This window comes from Bacillus sp. SD127 (assembly GCF_058566445.1).
Genome location: NZ_CP191226.1, coordinates 278,451 through 298,094, shown reverse-complemented (window position 1 = coordinate 298,094; position 19,644 = coordinate 278,451). Strand labels below are relative to the sequence as shown.

Annotated in this window: 20 protein-coding genes; 9 read left to right on the top strand and 11 right to left on the bottom strand. The window is 46.6% G+C overall.

Annotated elements, in window-relative coordinates:
* Positions 1 to 2: 2 nt before the first annotated feature.
* Together ywaC and ACQVGS_RS01585 are read right to left on the bottom strand one after the other, a co-directional pair.
* On the bottom strand, positions 3 to 635 hold the full coding sequence (gene ywaC, locus ACQVGS_RS01590) for a GTP pyrophosphokinase YwaC (protein ID WP_059292252.1): 633 nt from the start codon (positions 633 to 635) through the stop codon (positions 3 to 5).
* Positions 636 to 776: 141 nt separating this feature from the next.
* A complete protein-coding gene (locus tag ACQVGS_RS01585) occupies positions 777 to 1,712 on the bottom strand; it encodes a 1,4-dihydroxy-2-naphthoate polyprenyltransferase (RefSeq protein ID WP_059292251.1) in 936 nt (311 codons plus the stop codon).
* A 445-nt stretch (positions 1,713 to 2,157) separates the two neighbouring features.
* Here ACQVGS_RS01585 and ACQVGS_RS01580 point away from each other — a divergent pair, with 445 nt between their 5' ends.
* The 7 genes from ACQVGS_RS01580 to ACQVGS_RS01550 all read left to right on the top strand — a co-directional run bounded on the left by ACQVGS_RS01580 (position 2,158) and on the right by ACQVGS_RS01550 (position 8,527).
* Positions 2,158 to 2,307 (top strand): teichoic acid D-Ala incorporation-associated protein DltX, encoded by a 150-nt coding sequence (locus ACQVGS_RS01580; protein WP_010332387.1) that lies wholly within the window; start codon positions 2,158 to 2,160, stop codon positions 2,305 to 2,307.
* A gap of 17 nt (positions 2,308 to 2,324) precedes the next feature.
* Positions 2,325 to 3,833: a D-alanine--poly(phosphoribitol) ligase subunit DltA gene (dltA, locus tag ACQVGS_RS01575; protein WP_188323373.1), complete on the top strand. Its 1,509-nt coding sequence runs from the start codon at positions 2,325 to 2,327 to the stop codon at positions 3,831 to 3,833.
* The gene (gene dltB, locus ACQVGS_RS01570) at positions 3,830 to 5,017 is read left to right on the top strand and encodes a D-alanyl-lipoteichoic acid biosynthesis protein DltB (protein ID WP_188323374.1); all 1,188 of its coding nucleotides are present in this window, start codon (positions 3,830 to 3,832) and stop codon (positions 5,015 to 5,017) included. Before dltA ends, dltB begins: the two co-directional genes overlap by 4 nt.
* Before the next feature lie 16 nt (positions 5,018 to 5,033).
* Positions 5,034 to 5,270 carry a D-alanine--poly(phosphoribitol) ligase subunit 2 gene (dltC, locus tag ACQVGS_RS01565; RefSeq protein ID WP_024123329.1) on the top strand — a complete coding sequence of 79 codons (237 nt, stop codon included), beginning with the start codon at positions 5,034 to 5,036 and terminating at the stop codon, positions 5,268 to 5,270.
* Entirely contained in the window at positions 5,270 to 6,448 is a 1,179-nt protein-coding gene (gene dltD, locus ACQVGS_RS01560; protein WP_188323375.1) for a D-alanyl-lipoteichoic acid biosynthesis protein DltD, read from the top strand. The genes dltC and dltD overlap by 1 nt, the downstream gene beginning before the upstream one ends.
* 88 nt (positions 6,449 to 6,536) lie before the next feature.
* The gene (locus tag ACQVGS_RS01555) at positions 6,537 to 7,295 is read left to right on the top strand and encodes an SDR family oxidoreductase (protein WP_106019783.1); all 759 of its coding nucleotides are present in this window, start codon (positions 6,537 to 6,539) and stop codon (positions 7,293 to 7,295) included.
* A 140-nt stretch (positions 7,296 to 7,435) separates the two neighbouring features.
* Complete coding sequence (locus ACQVGS_RS01550) at positions 7,436 to 8,527, top strand: branched-chain amino acid aminotransferase (RefSeq protein WP_095712711.1); 1,092 nt, start codon at positions 7,436 to 7,438, stop codon at positions 8,525 to 8,527.
* Between the two features lie 32 nt (positions 8,528 to 8,559).
* On the opposite strand, the gene licH is transcribed toward ACQVGS_RS01550, so the two are convergent.
* From licH to ACQVGS_RS01515, 7 genes are all read right to left on the bottom strand, one after another.
* Positions 8,560 to 9,888 (bottom strand): 6-phospho-beta-glucosidase LicH, encoded by a 1,329-nt coding sequence (gene licH / locus ACQVGS_RS01545; protein ID WP_127696342.1) that lies wholly within the window; start codon positions 9,886 to 9,888, stop codon positions 8,560 to 8,562.
* Positions 9,885 to 10,217, bottom strand: a complete 333-nt coding sequence (licA, locus tag ACQVGS_RS01540) for a PTS lichenan transporter subunit IIA (protein WP_106019785.1) — start codon at positions 10,215 to 10,217, stop codon at positions 9,885 to 9,887. Before licA ends, licH begins: the two co-directional genes overlap by 4 nt.
* A 17-nt stretch (positions 10,218 to 10,234) precedes the next feature.
* Positions 10,235 to 11,593 (bottom strand): PTS lichenan transporter subunit IIC, encoded by a 1,359-nt coding sequence (gene licC, locus ACQVGS_RS01535; RefSeq protein WP_400153006.1) that lies wholly within the window; start codon positions 11,591 to 11,593, stop codon positions 10,235 to 10,237.
* Positions 11,594 to 11,608: 15 nt separating this feature from the next.
* Complete coding sequence (licB, locus tag ACQVGS_RS01530; RefSeq protein ID WP_024123336.1) at positions 11,609 to 11,917, bottom strand: PTS lichenan transporter subunit IIB; 309 nt, start codon at positions 11,915 to 11,917, stop codon at positions 11,609 to 11,611.
* Positions 11,918 to 12,050: 133 nt separating this feature from the next.
* Entirely contained in the window at positions 12,051 to 13,970 is a 1,920-nt protein-coding gene (gene licR / locus ACQVGS_RS01525; protein ID WP_286109097.1) for a transcriptional regulator LicR, read from the bottom strand.
* Between the two features lie 166 nt (positions 13,971 to 14,136).
* Entirely contained in the window at positions 14,137 to 14,295 is a 159-nt protein-coding gene (locus ACQVGS_RS01520) for a small protein YxzF (protein WP_044159993.1), read from the bottom strand.
* Positions 14,296 to 14,323: 28 nt separating this feature from the next.
* Positions 14,324 to 14,914 (bottom strand): DNA-3-methyladenine glycosylase, encoded by a 591-nt coding sequence (locus tag ACQVGS_RS01515; protein ID WP_101859756.1) that lies wholly within the window; start codon positions 14,912 to 14,914, stop codon positions 14,324 to 14,326.
* Positions 14,915 to 15,041: 127 nt separating this feature from the next.
* On the opposite strand from ACQVGS_RS01515, the gene katX reads away from it, so the two are divergent.
* Both katX and ACQVGS_RS01505 read left to right on the top strand, forming a co-directional pair.
* The gene (gene katX, locus ACQVGS_RS01510) at positions 15,042 to 16,685 is read left to right on the top strand and encodes a catalase KatX (RefSeq protein ID WP_286109098.1); all 1,644 of its coding nucleotides are present in this window, start codon (positions 15,042 to 15,044) and stop codon (positions 16,683 to 16,685) included.
* A gap of 98 nt (positions 16,686 to 16,783) precedes the next feature.
* Positions 16,784 to 17,986 (top strand): MFS transporter, encoded by a 1,203-nt coding sequence (locus ACQVGS_RS01505; RefSeq protein WP_101864291.1) that lies wholly within the window; start codon positions 16,784 to 16,786, stop codon positions 17,984 to 17,986.
* On the opposite strand, the gene ACQVGS_RS01500 is transcribed toward ACQVGS_RS01505, so the two are convergent.
* Together ACQVGS_RS01500 and ACQVGS_RS01495 are read right to left on the bottom strand one after the other, a co-directional pair.
* Positions 17,983 to 18,759 carry an ABC transporter permease gene (locus ACQVGS_RS01500; protein ID WP_106019789.1) on the bottom strand — a complete coding sequence of 259 codons (777 nt, stop codon included), beginning with the start codon at positions 18,757 to 18,759 and terminating at the stop codon, positions 17,983 to 17,985. The two genes, ACQVGS_RS01505 and ACQVGS_RS01500, sit on opposite strands and share 4 nt — an antisense overlap.
* A complete protein-coding gene (locus ACQVGS_RS01495) occupies positions 18,756 to 19,643 on the bottom strand; it encodes an ABC transporter ATP-binding protein (RefSeq protein WP_105990997.1) in 888 nt (295 codons plus the stop codon). Before ACQVGS_RS01495 ends, ACQVGS_RS01500 begins: the two co-directional genes overlap by 4 nt.
* Position 19,644 lies beyond the last annotated feature (1 nt).

Genomic DNA, 19,644 nt, shown 5'->3' with positions numbered 1-19,644 from the left:
TTCTAATCCACTTCTTTCTTAATCCCCAGCATTTTTTCATCTAAATAGTGGGCGATCTCCGCCGCTTCCTTCAGTTCATCGGTTAAATGTTTAGGGACGTCGTTGTTCAGTTTATAGTAGATTTTATGCTCCAAGCTCGCCCAGAAATCCATGGCGATGGTGCGGATTTGAATTTCTGCTTTGACGTATTCCACTCTGTTCGTTAAGTTCACAGGCATTTCAATAATCAAATGCAGGCTCCGATAGCCGTTCGGTTTCGGATTCTGAATATAATCCTTTACCTTTACGATCCGCAAATCCTCATGCTGCTTCAGGACGTTCACGACATTATAAATATCAGAAATAAAGGAACAAATGATACGCACACCGGCAATATCGTGGATATTTTCCTTCATTTCCTGTGTCGTAATCTCGCAGCCCTTTCTCATGAGTTTATTTACGATGCTTTCAAAGCTTTTCACACGTGATTTTGTATGCTCAATCGGATTGTGGCCGTGAATTAAATTATATTCCTGACTGATAATCGAAAACTTTGTATCAAGTGCATCTAGTGCAAATTTATAAACTAACAGTTCGTTTTTCCAGTCTTCCATGACGGTTTTTAAATCGTCCATATGTGTTACAGATAAATCCATTTTCGTCATCTCCTTTAACGGATCTTTATCCGCTGTCCATGTACTAGACGTGCCTGCCTGCTGCTAGGTTCTATGAAATTTTTTTACAAAATCCTGTCGAATGTAACAAAAAAAGACCGCACGAAAAAGCGGTCTTCTTTCTTACCGGAAATAGCTGATCAATAATCCAATTGACAGCAGGAATCCGAAAAATGTATTGGTTTGCGCTGTGGATTTCATCGCCACAATCATATTCATCGGCAATTCTTTTTTGACGAAGCCTTTCACCGCCTGAACCGGCTTAGGCACGCTCAAAAAGACGACAAACAGCCATGGGCTTGCAGCTCCGGTAATAACCAAGCCGACAACCCAAATATAAGCGACAGCAAACGATGCAGCCAGCAGAGTGACAGCTCCTTTATGCCCCATCAGGATCGCCAATGTTTTGCGTCCGCCTTTTTTATCCTCTTCGATATCACGAATATTGTTCGACAGGTTGATCGCGCCGACAAGAATCGCAATCGGAATCGAAATGAAAATGCTCTGCTTATTGATCATGTCCGTCTGAATAAAAAACGAAATCAGCACAAACACCGAACCCATGCAAATGCCTGAGAATAACTCACCGAACGGTGTATATGCAATCGGCAGAGGCCCGCCTGTATACAGGTAGCCGATCGCCATTCCGACGAGGCCGATGACAGCCAGCCACCAGCTGCTGCTCATGCAAATATAAACACCGAGTAAAATGGCAATGCCGTATGAAGCGAGCGCTAATTGCAGAATCGTTTTGGGCTTCATACCATGTCTGACAATTGCGCCGCCGATTCCGACAGATTCAGCTGTATCTAACCCGCGTTTAAAATCGTAGTATTCATTGAATAAGTTCGTCGCGATCTGGATCCATAAGCAAGAAAACAGCATAGCCAGAAACAGCAGCAAATCAACCTTCACATAAAACATCGCCAAAACTGTTCCGAGAAGCACAGGAACAAACGACGCCGTTAATGTATGCGGTCGCGTTAATTGCCACAGGATCTGCCCCATACTTTCTTTTTCCGGCGCTGTCTGACCCTCACCCTTATTTGTTTGGTTCATCTTCCTCTTCCTTTCTATTAAAAGGCTTACTTTTTTTCAGCCGGCCACTTGATGAAACTTGCGTTTTGCTTCCTTATCTATCATAATGACTTCTCCACCATTTCACAAGATACCTTAAGCGGGCGTTTTCCTTCTTATTATACGCTTTCTGCCCTGATTTCATTAGAGTTCTGCCTGCGCCTTTACAAACAGGAGCGGAAAAATTTTTTTAAATCATTTACGCTTTTTAAAAGTTAAAAAGTTCTCTTCATAACATTTATTCTTTCCTTTATAATGAATCAGTCAGAGAAACTTCATTCATACTCTTTCAAAGATAAAAATTCACTTCTGAAGGCAGAAGCCGATATATAAATTTGAGGGATATTAGGGAAAATATGAAACTTTTTGCGCATCCGCTCGTCATATACTCATGTAATTGTCGAAAAAACGGGAAGGGAATTTGAATATGCTGCAATTGATGAAACAGCTGTATGAAAAACCCGCTGTCAAGTGGACATGTCATACAGGCTTTTATTTGTTGATACTGCTTGTTTTGTTTTTTATGTATGGTTTTCACACCGCGAATACCGGTTCTTATATTTATAACGATTTCTAATTGGAGAGAGAATAACAATGAAACTTTTAGATGCTATTCAAACACATGCGGAAACTTATCCGCAAACCGAAGCCTTCCGCTCTCAAGGCCAGTCGCTCACATATCAGGAACTTTGGGCGCTGTCTGACCGTGCGGCTGCCGCGATCAAAAAACGCGTTTCTGGAGAAAAGGGTTCTCCTGTTCTGGTGTACGGACATATGGAACCGCACATGATTGTCTCCTTTTTAGGAAGCGTCAAGGCGGGACACCCTTATATCCCGGTTGACTTGTCCATTCCGTCCGAGCGGATTGCGAAAATTATTGAAAGCTCGGGCGCTGAATTGCTGATTCATGTATCTGGTCTTCCTGTTGATATTGACAGCGGGCTGATTCAGACAGTTTCAGCGGAAGAACTGCTGGAAAACGAAGGCACTGTCAGCCGTGATCAATGGGTGACGGGACACGAAACGTATTATATCATTTACACTTCCGGAAGCACGGGCAATCCGAAAGGCGTGCAGATTTCTGCCGCGAACCTTCAAAGCTTCACAGACTGGATTTGCGCGGACTTCCCGATCAACGGAGGAAAAACGTTTTTAAACCAAGCGCCGTTTTCATTTGATTTATCCGTCATGGATCTTTATCCGTGCCTTCAGTCAGGCGGTACTTTACACTGTGTGACAAAGGACGCCGTGAATAAGCCGAAGATCTTATTCGAAGAGCTCAAAAAGTCCGGGCTGAATATATGGACATCGACGCCATCCTTTGTGCAAATGTGCCTGATGGACCCTGGATTTTCACAAGATCTGCTTCCTGAGGCGGACACATTTATGTTTTGCGGAGAGGTTCTCCCGGTTTCTGTAGCCGAAGCGCTGCTTGAGCGTTTCCCGAAAGCGAGAATCTTTAATACGTACGGTCCGACTGAGGCGACAGTCGCTGTTACGTCCGTTGAAATTACAAGTGACCTCATCAGCCGGCATGAATCTCTGCCAGTCGGCTTCGCCAAACCGGATATGAACATTTTGATTATGGATGAACAGGGGAATCAGCTCCCGGATGGAGAAAAAGGCGAAATCGTCATTGCAGGCCCGAGTGTAAGCCGCGGCTATCTCGGTGAGCCTGAGCTGACAGATAAAGCATTCTTCTCTTATGAAGGCCAATGGGCATACCGAACTGGCGATGCTGGTTATACACAAGATGGTCAGATTTTCTGCCAAGGCCGCTTGGATTTCCAGATTAAACTTCACGGGTACCGAATGGAGCTGGAGGAAATTGAGTTTCATGTGAGACAGTCTCAGTACGTGCGCTCAGCTGTTGTGATTCCGTATCAGCCAAACGGAACTGTCGAATATCTGATAGCTGCAATTGTGCCTGAGGAGCACGAATTCCAGAAGGAGTTCCAGCTGACGAGTGCGATTAAAAAAGAGCTTGCCGCTTTCCTTCCGGCTTATATGATTCCGAGAAAGTTCATTTATCAGGATCACATTCAAATGACGGCTAACGGCAAAATTGACCGGAAACGCATCCGCGAAGAGGTTCTTGTATGACGCCTTACAGCTCGTTTTTATTCTTTATATTGCTTGGCATTCTTCTTCTGCCGACCATTATTCTCGGCCTGAACGGGAAAAGATTCCAGGCATACAACATGTTTATATCCATCCTTATATTGGCTCTGATTTTCTCGCATGACTTACACGGCGTCATCGCCCTGTGTCTGTTTACCATATGGCAGGTGCTCCTGATCAGCGGCTACCTGGCGTACCGGCAGAAAGCGAACAGCGGCTTTGTCTTTTGCTCGGCTGTTATCGCGTCTATTCTGCCTTTATTCTTGTCAAAAATATGGCCGTTTCTTTCTCATCCGCAGCCGCATCATACGCCGCATAACCTGATCAGCTTTTTAGGGATTTCGTATTTAACCTTTAAGGGCGTTCAGCTGATTATGGAAGCGAGAGACGGGCTGCTGAAGGAACAGCTTCCGCTTCACCGCCTGCTGTATTTCATCCTGTTTTTCCCAACGATTTCTTCCGGTCCGATTGACAGGTACCGCAGATTCGTCAAGGATGAGCAGAAGGCATGGACAAAAGAGGAATATGCCGATCTGCTGTATACGGGGATTCACAAGATTTTCATTGGATTCCTTTACAAGTTCATTATCGGCTATGCGATCAACACGTATTTCATCATGAACCTTCCCGCGATCACGCACAATAAGATCATCGGGAATCTGCTATATATGTACGGCTACAGCATGTATTTATTCTTTGATTTTGCCGGCTACACGATGTTTGCCGTCGGGGTCAGCTATATTATGGGGATTAAATCGCCGGAAAACTTTAATAAACCGTTTATCAGCAAAAATATTAAAGATTTCTGGAACCGCTGGCATATGTCTCTGTCATTTTGGTTCAGAGACTATGTATTTATGAGATTTGTATTTTGGATGACAAAGAAAAAGTGGATCAAAAACCGTATGGCCGTCTCAAACATCGGGTATTTCCTGCTGTTTATGCTGATGGGGGTTTGGCACGGCCTTGCGCCGCAATATATCATCTACGGCCTCTATCACGCCGTCCTGATGACGTGTTACAACTTTTTCGAGAAGTGGAATAAGAAATATAAATGGCTCCCGTCCAACCGCTGGACAACGATTCTCGCTATTGTGATCACGTTCCATTTTGTGTGCTTTGGGTTTTATATTTTCTCAGGAAAGCTATTTCATCACCATCATTAAAGGAGATTAGAAAACTATGGATTTTAAACAAGAGGTATTAGACGTTTTAGCAGAGGTTTGCCAGGATGACATCGTAAAGGAAAACCCTGATATTGAAATTTTTGAAGAAGGTTTGCTTGATTCTTTTGGAACAGTAGAATTGCTGCTTGCGATTGAAAACCGTTTTGATATTCTGGTGCCTATCACTGAATTCGACCGGGATGTATGGAATACGCCTAATCACATTGTAAACCAGCTGTCTGAGTTGAAATAATGAAAAAGCGTTTTTTCGGTCCAATTATTTTGGCGTTTATTTTATTCGCAGGCGCCATCGCAGTTCCATCTTCATGGCTGACAGGCTTCATCACCGATAAGCGGGTGAAAGAATCAGCAACAGCCTTGAATCCGAGTATGTTTCAAGGGCTATATTTACAAGATCAAATGCTCAAAGATCCGACATATCTTCCGATTTACGGGTCTTCTGAGCTTTCCCGGCTGGACGAGTTCCACCCATCTAATTATTTTAAAGTAAACAATGAGGGATTTACGCCTTACCTTGTCGGCAAAGGCGGGTCCCAGTCATTGATACATTCCTTAAACTTCGCTGCCCATATGGATCAGCTGAAGGGCAAAAAAATTATTTTCATCGTTTCTCCGCAGTGGTTTATTAAGCGCGGGTCTGATGAACAGCATTTTGCGCCGAACTATTCCGCGCTTCAAGGGCTGGATTTGGCTTTTAACGAGCAGATCGACCCTGACGTCAAAAAGAAAATGATGAAGCGTATGCTGCGCTTCAAAGCTGTTCAAAACGATGCTGTACTTTCCGAGCTTTATAAGGCGATGGTGAATGGCCAGACATGGAAAGTGAACGCGCTGAAGCCGGCGGCAAAAGTATATTACAAGATGCTAGAAAAGAAAGACCTTTATTATTCAGCGACGGAAACCACGGGACCAAAGCGGTATATCTCACAATCCGTGAAGGATAAGTCATGGTCTGAATTAAATAAACTGGCCGATGAATCAGGCAAACGCCACTCCGGGTCTAACGATTTTCACATCGACAATCCTGTTTATAAAAAGCTGAAGCCGAAAGTGCCTAAGCTGAAAGGGAAAAACAAAGGCAGATCGTATGCGAAGTCACCGGAATACGGCGATTTTGAGCTGATGCTTAATATCCTGAAAGACGCGGGCGCAGAGCCTATGTTTGTCACCATCCCTGTTAACGGAAAATGGTATGACTACACAGGCTTCCCGAAAAAAGGGCGCACTGACTATTATGAAAAGGTCAATAAACAGATTAAAGCGAAGGGCTTCCAAGTCGCTGATTTTTCAGGTCATGAATATGACCCTTATTTTATGAAAGATACCATCCACATCGGCTGGAAAGGCTGGGTGTATGTGGACAAGGCAATTGATGAATTCTATAAAACCGGAAAGGTTACTTCATCGTGAGCATCTATTAGGACGCGGCTGCATATTTCCTGCTAAGATTTGAAATAGTAAAGGAATCACAGCCAGCTTGATAAGAGGTGTTACATCAATGAAGATGACAGGCAATACGGTTTTGATCACAGGCGGTTCAGCAGGCATCGGGCTTGAACTGGCCAAACGGCTGCTTGAGCTCGGGAATGAAGTGATCATTTGCGGACGCAGCGAAACGCGTCTTGCAGAAGCGAAAAAACAGCTCCCAGCCCTCCATACAAAACAATGCGATGTCGCAGACCGCGCGGAGCGTGAGGCATTGTTTGAATGGGCCCAGAAGGAATTTCCAAAGCTGAACGTTCTCGTTAACAATGCGGGCATTCAAAAGGAAATTGACTTTAAAAAAGGGCCTGAGGAACTCTTTGTGGACGGGGATGAAATAGAGCTGAATATCCAAGCGCCTGTCCATTTATCAGCTCTTTTTACGCCTCACTTGATGAATCAGCCGGAAGCGGCAATTGTTCAGGTAACGTCCGGGCTCGCGTTTAACCCGTTAGCTGTTTATCCGGTGTACTGTGCAACAAAAGCGGCGCTCCACTCCTTCTCAATCACGCTCAGATACCAGCTTCGTGATACAAGCGTTGAAGTGATCGAGATGGCGCCGCCTATGGTTGACACGGGATTAAATCAAAAATCACGCGATAAGCAAGGTCTGACGTACCGCGGCATTACACCTGAAGAATATGTTCAATATTTCTTAGACGGCTTAAAAGAAGGCAAACAAGAGATTACAAATGAACGTGTCGAAGGTCTGCGGAATGCGGTCCGTGCCGATTACGACAGAGTATTTGAACAAATGAATGCGCAGGAGAATTAATTTCTCCTGCTTTTTCTTATAAATTTTTTACAAATTTGAGCAAACCTATTGCGATTATTTGGTGAAGGTATACAATAGAATATAAAATATTTTCAAATAAGTTTGATAATATAAACAATTTAACAACAGGGAGATTGACCATGACTAAACAAACGATTCGAGTTGAATTAACATCAGCCAAAAAACCGAAACCAGATCCACATCAGCTTTCTTTCGGAAGAGTGTTTACAGACCACATGTTTGTAATGGACTACGCATCTGATAAAGGCTGGTACGATCCGAGAATCATTCCTTATCAAGCCGTTTCAATGGACCCGGCCGCAATGGTATATCACTATGGCCAAACGGTGTTTGAAGGCTTAAAGGCTTACGTCACAGAGGATGACCATGTTCTGCTTTTCAGACCGGAAAAAAATATGGAGCGCCTGAATAAATCAAATGACCGCATCTGTATTCCGCAAATTGATGAAGAACAGGTTCTTGAGGGTTTAAAACAGCTGATCGCTATTGATAAAGACTGGATTCCGAATGCGGAGGGCACGTCCCTTTACATCCGTCCATTCATTATCGCAACCGAACCTTTCCTTGGTGTCGCGGCATCTCATACGTATAAGCTCTTTATCATCCTTTCTCCGGTCGGCTCATATTACAAAGAAGGCATTAAGCCTGTCAAAATTGCTGTGGAAAGTGAATTTGTCCGTGCGGTAAAAGGCGGAACGGGAGATGCGAAAACCGCAGGAAACTACGCTTCAAGCTTAAAAGCGCAGCAGGTAGCAGAAGAGAAAGGATTTTCTCAGGTTCTCTGGCTGGACGGCATTGAGAAAAAATACATCGAAGAAGTCGGCAGCATGAACATCTTCTTTAAAATCAACGGTGAAATTGTGACACCGATGCTGAACGGCAGCATTCTGGAGGGCATCACGCGCAATTCCGTCATTACTTTGCTTAAGCATTGGGGGCTTCCGGTATCAGAACGGAGAATCGCCGTTGATGAAGTCATCCAAGCCCATAAAGACGGCGTTCTTGAAGAAGCCTTCGGAACGGGTACGGCTGCTGTTATTTCTCCAGTCGGCGAACTGATCTGGAATGACGAAACACTGATGATCAACAACGGTGAAACGGGAGAAATCTCTAAAAAGCTGTATGACACGATCACAGGCATTCAAAAGGGTACAGTTCCTGATGAATTTGGATGGACGACTGAAGTCGCAACGCTCACTGAAAGCAAATAAACAAAAAACCAGCCCAAAACGGGCCGGTTTTTTTATGCTTCAATTTTGTTAAAGAACTGCGGCAGATGTGCTTTGTGCGCCTCCAGCATTTCGTCTAAGATCTGTTTGGCCACTGTGTCGGATGGTACGAGAGGATTAATCGTCATGGCAAGCAGCGCTGTTTGGTAGTCGCCTGTGACAGCCGCTTCCGCCGCGACACGCTCAAATGATTTGATTTGCTGGACGAGACCGCGGACAGATACTGGCAGATCGCCTACGGCGATTGGCTTAGGGCCGTTTTTCGTCATCACGCAGTTTACTTCAACAGCGGAATCATCTGGAATGCTTGCAATCGCACCGTTATTGACCGTGTTCACCGGCTGAATGTCGTGTTTATCATTGTAAATGGAGCTGATGAGGTTGCACGCTGCATCGCTGTAGTAAGCACCTCCGCGTTTTTCAAGCTGCGGCGGCTTGATCGCCAAATTTGGATCTTTATAAAGCTCGAACAGCTCTTGCTCTACCTTTTGCACTACTTCAGCACGGGTGCCTTCCGTTTGTGATGCTTCAAGCTCGTGCTCGAACATTTCTTTTGTTTTGAAATAGTAGCGGTGGTAGCCGCAAGGGATCATGTCGAGTGCTTTTAAGAATTCTGGCTCCCACTCAGCGCCGGAGATGTTTTTCATTGTCATTGCGTTTTTCGGGTCACCCATCGCTTCAATAACTTTATCCTTCACGCTGACGCCGTCTAAGAAGACGTCCATTCCGAACACCATATGATTCAATCCGGCAAATTGAACCTCTACCCGGTCAACATCTACATCGAGCGCTTTCGCTACGCCCATTTTGATGCCGATCGGGACATTGCAGAGACCGACGACTTTCTTCAGGTTGGAGTAGCGAAGCAAGGCCTCCGTCACCATACCTGCCGGATTTGTGAAATTGACAAGCCATGCGTTCGGACAAAGCCCCTCGATGTCCTTCGCAATCTCTAGGATGACCGGAATGGTGCGCAATCCTTTAAAGAGTCCTCCCGGGCCGTTTGTTTCCTGGCCGATGACGCCATATTTTAATGGAATGCGCTCATCCTTGGCTCTCGCCTGGAGCAGTCCGACCCGGAATTGAGTCGTCACAAAGTCTGCATCTTTCAGCGCTTCCCTCCTGTCCAAAGTGAGGTGAATGTCGATTGGGACACCGGCTTTTTCAACCATCCGCTTGGCAAGCGTGCCGACAATGTTCAATTTTTCCTCGCCTTCAGGAATATCAACGAGCCATAATTCACGTACAGGCAGCTCCTTGTACCGTTTGATTAAACCTTCCACAAGCTCCGGTGTATAGCTTGAGCCTCCGCCAATCGTTACAATTTTCAATCCTTTTGTCATATGCTTGCTCCCCCTTGCACGGTGATTTTTTCATATAGCTCAATGAATTCAGCCGCCAAATCCTTGACTGTCATGGCATTCATTAAATGATCCTGTGCGTGGACCATCAGCAGTGTCATTTCTGTTTTTTCTCCGCCCGCTTCACTTTGGATCAGTTCTGTCTGATAATGATGGGCTTTTGATAATTCATCCGCAGCTTCTTGAAGCTTACTCCGCGCCTCTTCGCTGTCGCCGTTTTTCGCGGCGGCGATCGCTTCCATTGCGGAGCTCCTTCCGTTTCCTCCGTAAAGAATGATTTGAAAAATAATTTGCTCCATTTTCTCATTCACGCGACTCACTCCTTTCTTTACAAAGCCGCCTCTTTGTCGTCTGAAACAGCAGGCGTTTGAACGAGTTCTAATTCGTTTTCTTCTTTCAGCTTCTGTTTATCCCACATTCTGAAGAACGGGTAGTAGACAACAAAGGAAACGGCGATATTAATGGCTTGCATGACCGCGCCTGATACTTTGCCTCCTGTCGCCAAGTAGCCTGAAAAGATCGGCGGCATGGTCCACGGGACTGCGATACCCGCAGGTTTGGCGACAAGTCCGGTGCTCATTCCGATGTATGTGAGTGTCAGTGTGATAAGCGGCGTGACGATAAACGGAATCAAGAGCATCGGGTTCATGACGATCGGCATTCCGAAAATGATCGGTTCGTTAATATTGAAGACCGCCGGGCCGATCGCAAGCTTTCCGAGCTGCTTCATTTGTTTGCTTCGGGCGCGAAGGAACATCGTGACAACCAGTGCAAGAGTGGCACCGCTTCCGCCGATATTGATCCAGATATCGAAAAATTGCTGGGTGAAAATCTTAGGCAACTCCTCACCGGCTTGGAACGCGATCCGGTTGGCATCCATGGCGCCGTACCAAATCGGTGCCATAACGCCGCCGACAATGTTGGCGCCGTGAAGACCGCAGGCCCATAAAAGCATTTTGACGGCTTCTGCGATAAGGCTGCCCCCGAGGCTTCCGCCAAGAATGGAGAGCGGCGTCCCCAGTAAAACGCTTACAATATTATGAAGGCTTTCAAACGGCGTCGCTTCAACAATCAGTCGGGCTGCCCAAATCAGGAAGATGACGGCAAAGCCGGGGATTAAAGCGACAAATGACTTGCTGACCGCCGGCGGAACACCATCCGGCATTTTAAAAACCATATTGCGCTGGATAATGAGACGGTAAATCTCTGTTGACACCATCGCGATAATCATGGCGACAAACAGGCCTTTACTTCCCATCAGCGAAAGCGGAATACCGCCGCTGACCATTATCTCTTTCGTCGAGCCATCCGGCGTAAACGGCACTTGATACGGTGTCGCTAAGAGGAAAGCCGCAAGGGAGATGGCACCAGCTGACAAGGCATCGACCCCATATTTCTCCGCCAGCCTGTAGGCGATGCCGAATGCGGCGACAAGCCCCATAATTTCAAAGGTGGCATCAACCGGGTAAGCGAGCTTCTCAGACCAGGCGCTGCCGAACGTTTTTGCCATAAAATCGGCATATCCGGGAATCGGGAGGTTGCCGATGATGAGGAAAAAGGAGCCGATGATAATAAGCGGCATTGTTAAAATGATACCGTCACGGAGCGCCTGCAAATGACGCTGCCCCGCAATTCTTCCCGCTATAGGCATGACCTTCTCTTCTAACAACTGATTGACTTTATTCACATAGCCCGCCCCTCTCTATGACGCGTTTCCAAGCTGTTCAGCCGATTTCAGCACTTCCGCTCCGTTGCACGTCCCATAATGGACTGTGTTAATGACGTCTACCGGAACACCCTTTGATTCTCCTAGTTTTTTCAGCTGAGGAAGCATGTAACGGACTTGCGGGCCGAGGAGCAATACATCCGCTTTATCGATATGATTTTGTACAGAATCACCTGATACTGCCCAAATGGTATAGTCTTTTCCTTGTTCCTGCGCGCTTTTTTCCATCTTGCTGACGAGTAAGCTTGTTGACATGCCTGCTGCACAAACGAGTAATATATTCATGTAAAAGACCCCCTAAGAGTTTGATAGAATTTGTATGTCCTGCTGTTGATAACATCATATTATGAAATCGCTTTCATAAACACTCAAGGTTTTTCCGCAGGAAACGGAAAAAAGGTATATCCAGGCTGTCAGTTTATCGTTTTTTGTCAAACACATCGGAGAGCTCTTGGTACGTGCGGCTTTTTAACAGCTGGCTTACCGCTGCCGGATCATCCAAAATGCTGCCGAGCAGTTTATACATGCTTTGCAAATCCGCTTTGTTTTCCTTTTCGACACAAAGCAGGCAAACAAATTGAACCCGTTTATTCTCCCAGTCTATCGGCTTTTTGAGCGTACAGACGGCCCAAAATGTCGTTTGCGTCTGCGGGACGAGCGGGTGCGGAATGGCCACGAGGTTGCCGAAGCACGTTGGCGACATCTCTTCTCTATCAAATATAGAATCTATGATTTCCTTATTCGCATAGCCGCCGTCCACTGCTTTCTGACCTAAAAATTGAATCACCTCTTCTTTCGAACGCAGATCCTTCTGGAAAAAAACGAGATCCTTTTTGAGATAGCTGACAGCTTTTTCTTTCTCATCATTCAGGATGGATTCTATTTTTGTAAAATCGGTTCCGCCTAAGATGGTGTTTACCTTTAGTACAGGCACAGGGAGTTCTTTTTTGATCGGAATGGTGCTGACCACAAAATCAATCGATTCATAAGACAACTGGTCAAGACTGTAATATTCAGCCGTGCCGAGAATATCGATCCGTTTGCCGAAGTGGGAGCGAAGTTTTTCCCTCAGAAGCTGGGCGCTTCCCGCACCTGACGCACAAACGATGATGCAGCGCTTAGGCGGGCTTTCTGTTTTCTTCCGTTCAATTGCGGCGCCGAAGTGCAGCGCTAAATAACCGACTTCATTTTCATGAATATCGATGCCCGTTTTTTCTTTTATGACGATTCCGGCGATGATTCCGGCCTCAAAGGCGAGAGGATAATTTTCTTTGATCGCTGCCAGCATCGGATTTCTCAGATTCATGCCATACCGGTTGCGGGTGATCGCGGGTTTTACATGCAGTGCCAAGCCAATTTTCAGCTCTTGATCATGCAGGATGCCGAGCTTTAATTCTCGGTCGACCGCTTCGATCATGGCGGCAGTCAGCCGATCTGTTTCTTCATCGATTGAAAATTCGCCTTCTCCGCACTGCGGCTGTGTCATTCGTTTCGTGCCGAGAAGATGCATGGCGATATAAGCCGTTTCATTTTCCGGAAACGTGACGCTAAGGGCTGATTCCAGTTCTTTCACAATGCCTTCAGCAGCCTGGTATTCTTTTTGATGCAGAATGTGATCCATATCTTCCGGGAAAAGAGAAACATAGTGTTCCGTTCTGATCCGCTTACAGGCGATGGCGATATGAATGATGAGGTTATTCAATCCAAGGTTAGACAGAGGAATCCGGTCGTTTTTAATCTTTCTCATAATCACAGAATGGATGATCTCAATTTCTTCCTTTGGCAAAATATCAGCCTTTTCATTCAGAAAATCAATTTCTGTTTCTCTTTCATCAACAATGTACTCCGCCATACAGTACCTCATCTGCACCTCGTCTCCGCGCAGCTTGAAGCCGTAATTCGGGCGTGTTTCCATGACAATGCGGTAAGGAAGCAGCCGTTTCTTCACTTCCTTTAAATCGGTTTGGAGTGTAGATTTTGAGATAAAAAGTTCTTCGGCCAGCTCATCCAGCTTGAGATAATGATCCGCCAGCAGCAGCCGTTTCATGAGATATGTAATCCTCTCCTCGGGAAATACCGGCAGCCCCTTTTTCTGCTGAAACACGTCTTGCAGCAGCGTTCTAAAGGTCTGCTCGTCATGAATGCGCAGCTTGTATCCCGAGCCTCTTACCGATTGAACCAAAGCGCCATGGCCGCTTATCACATCTTGGAGTTCCTTTATATCATTGCGGACCGTCCGCGTCGTCACATGTAAATGTGCGGCAAATACCGAGCTTGTCACCGGAACTTCAGCCGCCATCAATAAGCGCAGAATTTCACGAAGTCGCCCATGCAGCATGAGAAAAACCTCCTATCAAGATAGATGCAGGAATTACATAAGTAGGCAGAAAGGATGTGGTGAAGGGAAAGCGAAATGTATATAAATTCTATAATGGGGAGAAATGCAAGTCAATGAACATCGGGAGGACAAGAGGGAAAACAGACCCATAAAAAAACAGCCGGGATCAGCCGGCTGTTCGGGATGCGGACATGTTCTTTTGTTTAGACGCCTTGCGGTCCTTCATGATTTTTCGAACAACCGGGTAAATGACCGGCGCCCATTTGATAACGGTTTTGATCATTTTTTTCAAAGCTCCGATTCTCCCTTCTTTTTTCTCAACCATTCCCCTGATTCCCCTTTGTTTAAACATGCTAACGCGACACGTACCTGTTTCCCGTCACCCAGAAACGCCACGGATAATCGCGCGCCTCTCCGCTGTTGTCGATGCCGATGCGCGGGCCGGTTGACATGTCTTCCGGTGTGTACCCGCTTTCAATGTAAAGCGGCTGTTCCGTGATCCAGCGTCCGTAGTCATTCATCGTGACGCCAAGCGCTTTCGTTAACTTTCCGGGACCATTTGTCCATTCTCTCGGACGCCGGCCCGGCCTTCTTTCCTCCATTAACAGCTGGCCTTCATGAGGCTCAATCGCCCTGATCAATACCGCTTGCGGAACATCCTCTTCTGCGGCAACGACGTTCAGCAATGTATGGGTGTGCATCACATACGTATACACACGGCCAGCTTCACCAAACATAATCTCAGTCCGCTTCGTCCGGCGGTTGTTAAAGCTGTGGGCTGCTCTGTCCCCGGCTCCCATATAGGCCTCTGTTTCCACAATAAAACCTGAAGCTGTCCCTTCATCCGTTTCCTTTACCAAAAGACAGCCGAGAAGAGAAGGAGCCAGTTCTAGGGCCGTTTTTTGATAAAACGTGATGGGCAGCGGATTTCTTTTTCTGGTCACGAATGTCGTACTCTCCTTTTTTCGTTTTGGTAATTGTACCATTCCCGAAGCAGCTAAAAAAAAACTTCAGTTTTAAAATTCTTCCATTAAGGGAATATTGTTACCGTTCAAAAAGGAGGCTCAACCAATGAAAGATGATCATCAAAAAGAGTATCACGGCACAAATGTCGAAGGCAGTGAGGATGCGCTTTCTCATAAGACATCCGGGAAAAACGAGTCAGAGGATACCTTGACGAACAGACAGGGGCATCCTGTCACCGACAACCAGAATGTGAGGACGGTCGGGAACAGAGGGCCGACAACGCTGGAAAATTACGATTTTCTCGAAAAAATCAGCCACTTTGACAGGGAACGCATTCCCGAACGTGTTGTGCATGCCAGGGGTGCAGGCGCACACGGATATTTCGAAGCCTATGGCAGTTTTGGAGACGAGCCGATTTCAAAGTACACACGAGCGAAGCTTTTTCAGGAAAAAGGCAAGAAAACGCCGGCATTTGTCCGTTTTTCCACGGTGAATCACGGAAAACATTCACCTGAAACATTACGGGACCCGCGCGGTTTTGCCGTTAAGCTTTATACTGAAGACGGAAACTGGGATTTGGTCGGGAACAACCTGAAAATCTTTTTTATTCGCGATCCGCTGAAATTCCCGGATCTTGTACACGCGTTTCAGCCTGATCCGGTGACCAATATCCAAGATGGTGAACGTATTTTCGACTTCATTTCTCAATCTCCTGAAGCGACACATATGATCACATTCTTGTTTTCGCCTTGGGGCATTCCTGCCAACTACCGGCAGATGCAGGGTTCAGGCGTTCATGCCTACAAATGGGTGAATGAGGAAGGTAAGGCCGTTCTTGTAAAATACCATTTTGAACCGAAACAGGGCGTCCGCAACCTGACACAGAAGGAAGCAGAAAAGATTCAGGGGAAAAACTTCAACCACGCGACACAGGATTTGTATGAAGCGATTGAAAACGGCGATTATCCGGAGTGGGAGGTGTATGCCCAAATCATGAGTGATGACGAGCATCCGGATCTCGACTTTGATCCGCTTGATCCGACTAAGCTGTGGTATAAAGAGGACTTTCCGTGGAGGCCGATCGGCAAATTAGTGTTAAACAAAAACCCTGAGAATTACCATTCTGAAGTAGAACAGGCTTCATTCGGCACAGGGGTCCTTGTCGACGGACTTGATTTTTCTGATGACAAATTGCTTCAAGGACGGACGTTTGCCTATTCCGATACGCAGCGGTACAGAGTTGGCGCAAACTACCTGCAGCTGCCAATCAACTCACCGAAAAAACACGTCGCGACCAACCAGCAAGGGGGTCAAATGCAGTACCGCGTGGATATCGGCGAAGGTCAAAATCCGCATGTCAACTATGAACCGTCGATTATGGGCGGGCTGAAGGAAGCGAAGCAAGATGGTAAAGACCACACCCCTCATGTCGAAGGTAACCTGAAGCGGGAAGCGATTGACAGAACGAACAATTTCGGACAAGCCGGTGAAACGTACCGGAGATTTACTGAGTTTGAGCGTACTGAACTCATCACAAATCTGGTCAATACGCTTTCAACTTGCAGAAAAGAAATTCAGGAGCAAATGATTGAGAATTTCACAAAAGCCGATCCGGACTACGGAAAACGCGTGGCGGAAGGGCTGAAAAAGGCTTCAGAAAATAACAGCAACGGACCGGTTGGCACGACAGAAACGGCTCAAGCCGCCGAGCAGGCTGAACAGGAAAGCCATCCGTCTGATCCGTATTAACACCAAGAACAGGACTTTTTGAAGTCCTGTTTTTTCATTTCTCTATTGAAACGTTTCCACAAATTGTGTTGTACTGGAAGGAAAGAGGTGGTGAGAGCATGGAAATTCAGCAGCCGCTGATTCCTCAGCAAAAAACAATCGGCACTTTAGATCACGCCGTTTTCTTATGCATGGTATTTTGTTTTTGGTTTTCGGGCTATATTTACGTTCCTGTTTTCAGCCTGTATTTGGAGGATCTGCACTTTTCATACGGAGCGATCGGCATGATTCTCGGAAGCTACGGGGTGACCCAAATCCTGCTGCGGTTCCCGCTTGGGGTTCTGTCAGAAATTCTTTTTTCTCTGCGTAAGCCATTGTTAATCGCCGGCTTTGGATGTTCCATTCTCAGCAGCGTGCTTTTTCTTGCGTTTGATTCTTTTTTCTTCGTCCTGACCGCCCGGCTTCTCGCGGGGATTACAGCATCCATGTGGGTGATGGCGACGATTCTATACGCTCATTATTTCAAAGATGGCAGTGCCTCAAAAGCAATGGGCATCATGCAGTTTTTTACCGTCATGCCTCAGTTTGTCAGCATTGTGTTCTGCGGGCTTGCAGCAGCGCATTTAGGCAGGCAGGTTCCGTTTTGGATGGCACTGGCTGCCTCGTGCATCGGCCTTGTGATATGCTGCTTTATTAAAGATCCGTCCGTTTCTTCTGGGCAACGTAAGTCTCTCCGTATAACGCAACACATCAAAGACACATTGCGGCTGCCGAAGCTGAAGATTTTCACGATTCTATCTATGACTGCACATGCCGTGCTATTTATGACGGTGTTTGGTTTTACGCCGCTTTACACGAACCAGCTCGGAATGGGAGACATCGAACTGCTTTGGGTGATGACCGCCTTTTTTCTCCCTCATGCAGCGGCTACCCTGAGCTTTTTGTTTTTGCGTTTTACCGGAAGAATCGCCTATGGCACCATGCTGATCTGTTTTGCTGTCATTGGAGTCTGTTTGATGTTCGTTCCTTTTTCAGCTTCATTGCTCACAGTTTGCATGACCCATGCTTTCATCGGTCTGGCGCTTGGCTTTGTGTTTCCCCTATTGTTAAGCCGGGTCGTCGATATCAGCTCAGCGCGTTTAAAAATGTCAGCCATGGGATTTTATCAATCGTTTTATGCGCTGGGCATCTTTACCGGCCCCCTTCTCGCCGGAAAAATCGCACAGATTTTCGGTTTGGCCGAGGTATTTTATGGAGCCGGATTGATGGCATTGGCCGCTTTGATGATGATGCTGGCCACAAAGCGAAAACTGATCAGTTAATAGCTTTCATACCGGCGGAAGCGCCACACAGAAAAAACGGCCAGAAGCATGATGCACAGAATGGAGAATGTGAGCGACCATCCGAAAAAGTCCGCCCGCTCTCCATGAAGAAGAATATGCTCCGCCTGCTTGCAAAGCTCAGCCGGCAGCCATTTCGCACCATCAGGAAAAAGCGAGACAGCAAAGGAAACGGCAGCCGTCAGCCCAATTCCGGCTGCCGCGGCTGCTCCGAGAGACCGAAACATCACGCTTCCGGCTAGCCCTGCAGTAACAATAAACATCATCCAAAGAGAGTAGAGGCCGAGGCTTGCTGCAAAGCGGCTGAACGATGCGTGCTCAAACAATATCCGGACGTAATAATAAGCAAGTCCGTACCCAGCTGCAAACGACGCGATCCCGATCATGCTTTGGGTGATCCATTTGTTCAATATATACTGGGCTGCAGTCACAGGACGCGACATAATCAGAGCCGTTACACCTTGATTTCTTTCATTCGCCACACTGCCCATGACACTGAAGATGATCAGCGCCATGCCAAGCGTGTTAAATTGGGAAAGCGTGCTCACCATCACCTCAGATCCGGAAGGCATGGTAAAACTGATTTTCATACCGTCTGGAAGGTTCCCCCCATGCGCAATGATTTCCGGCATATAATAAATGGTCAGCGGCTGTGTCAGCCCCACGATCATCATCGCAATGGGCAGCCAGATCAGCTTTCCGCTTCTCCAGCCTTCCAGCCATTCCTTTTGTAATAGCGTCATCATGACATTCATGCGTGCACCACCTTAAGATAGACGTCTTCGAGAGACTCTGTTTTCTGTTCAAAACGGGTGACTGTCAATCCCATTTGGATACAATCACTCAGCAATATCCTGCCAGAGCCTGTATCGCTTAGCTCAAAAACAGCTTGGGACGGATTCATATAGACAACATCGGATATATAAGGCTTCTCTTCAAGCCAGCCCTTCAGTTTCTCTTTCACAGTAAGAGTGAAAACATTCGTTTGATGCTGTTCTTTGAGCTGCTGTAAAGCGCCTTTCCATGAAATCTCGCCGCTTTTCATGATCACGACTTGATCACACACCTGCTCCGCATCGTGCAAAACGTGAGTAGAAAACAAAACAGCCATATGTTTTTTCAGCTCCCGCATCATATCCAGCACCTCGATACGCCCTGAAGGATCCAGGGCAGAAACCGGTTCATCCAAAATCAAAAGCTTCGGTTTATGAAGCAGAGCCTGAGCCAGACCGAGCCTTTGTTTCATGCCGCCAGAATAACCGCCGATTCTTTTGTTTGCCGCGTCCTGCAAACCGACAAACTCCAGCATTTCGCCTATTTTCTCTTGGCATTTTTTCTTTGAAAGGCCAGACAGTCTCCCGGCAAAGGTTAAAAATTCATTTGCCGTCATCCATGAATAAAAAGCCGGGTACTGCGGAAGGTAGCCGATCATACTGCGATCTGCTTTTTGCTCCCCGTACAGCTTGACCGTCCCGGAGGTGGGTGACAGCAGTCCGGACAGCATTTGAAGCGTTGTGGTTTTACCAGCCCCATTCGGTCCTAATAGAGCGACACACTCGTTCTCCATGACTTGAAAGCTGACATTCCGTACAGCTTGATGATGCCGGTATGATTTGCATAATGACTCAATAGATAGCATG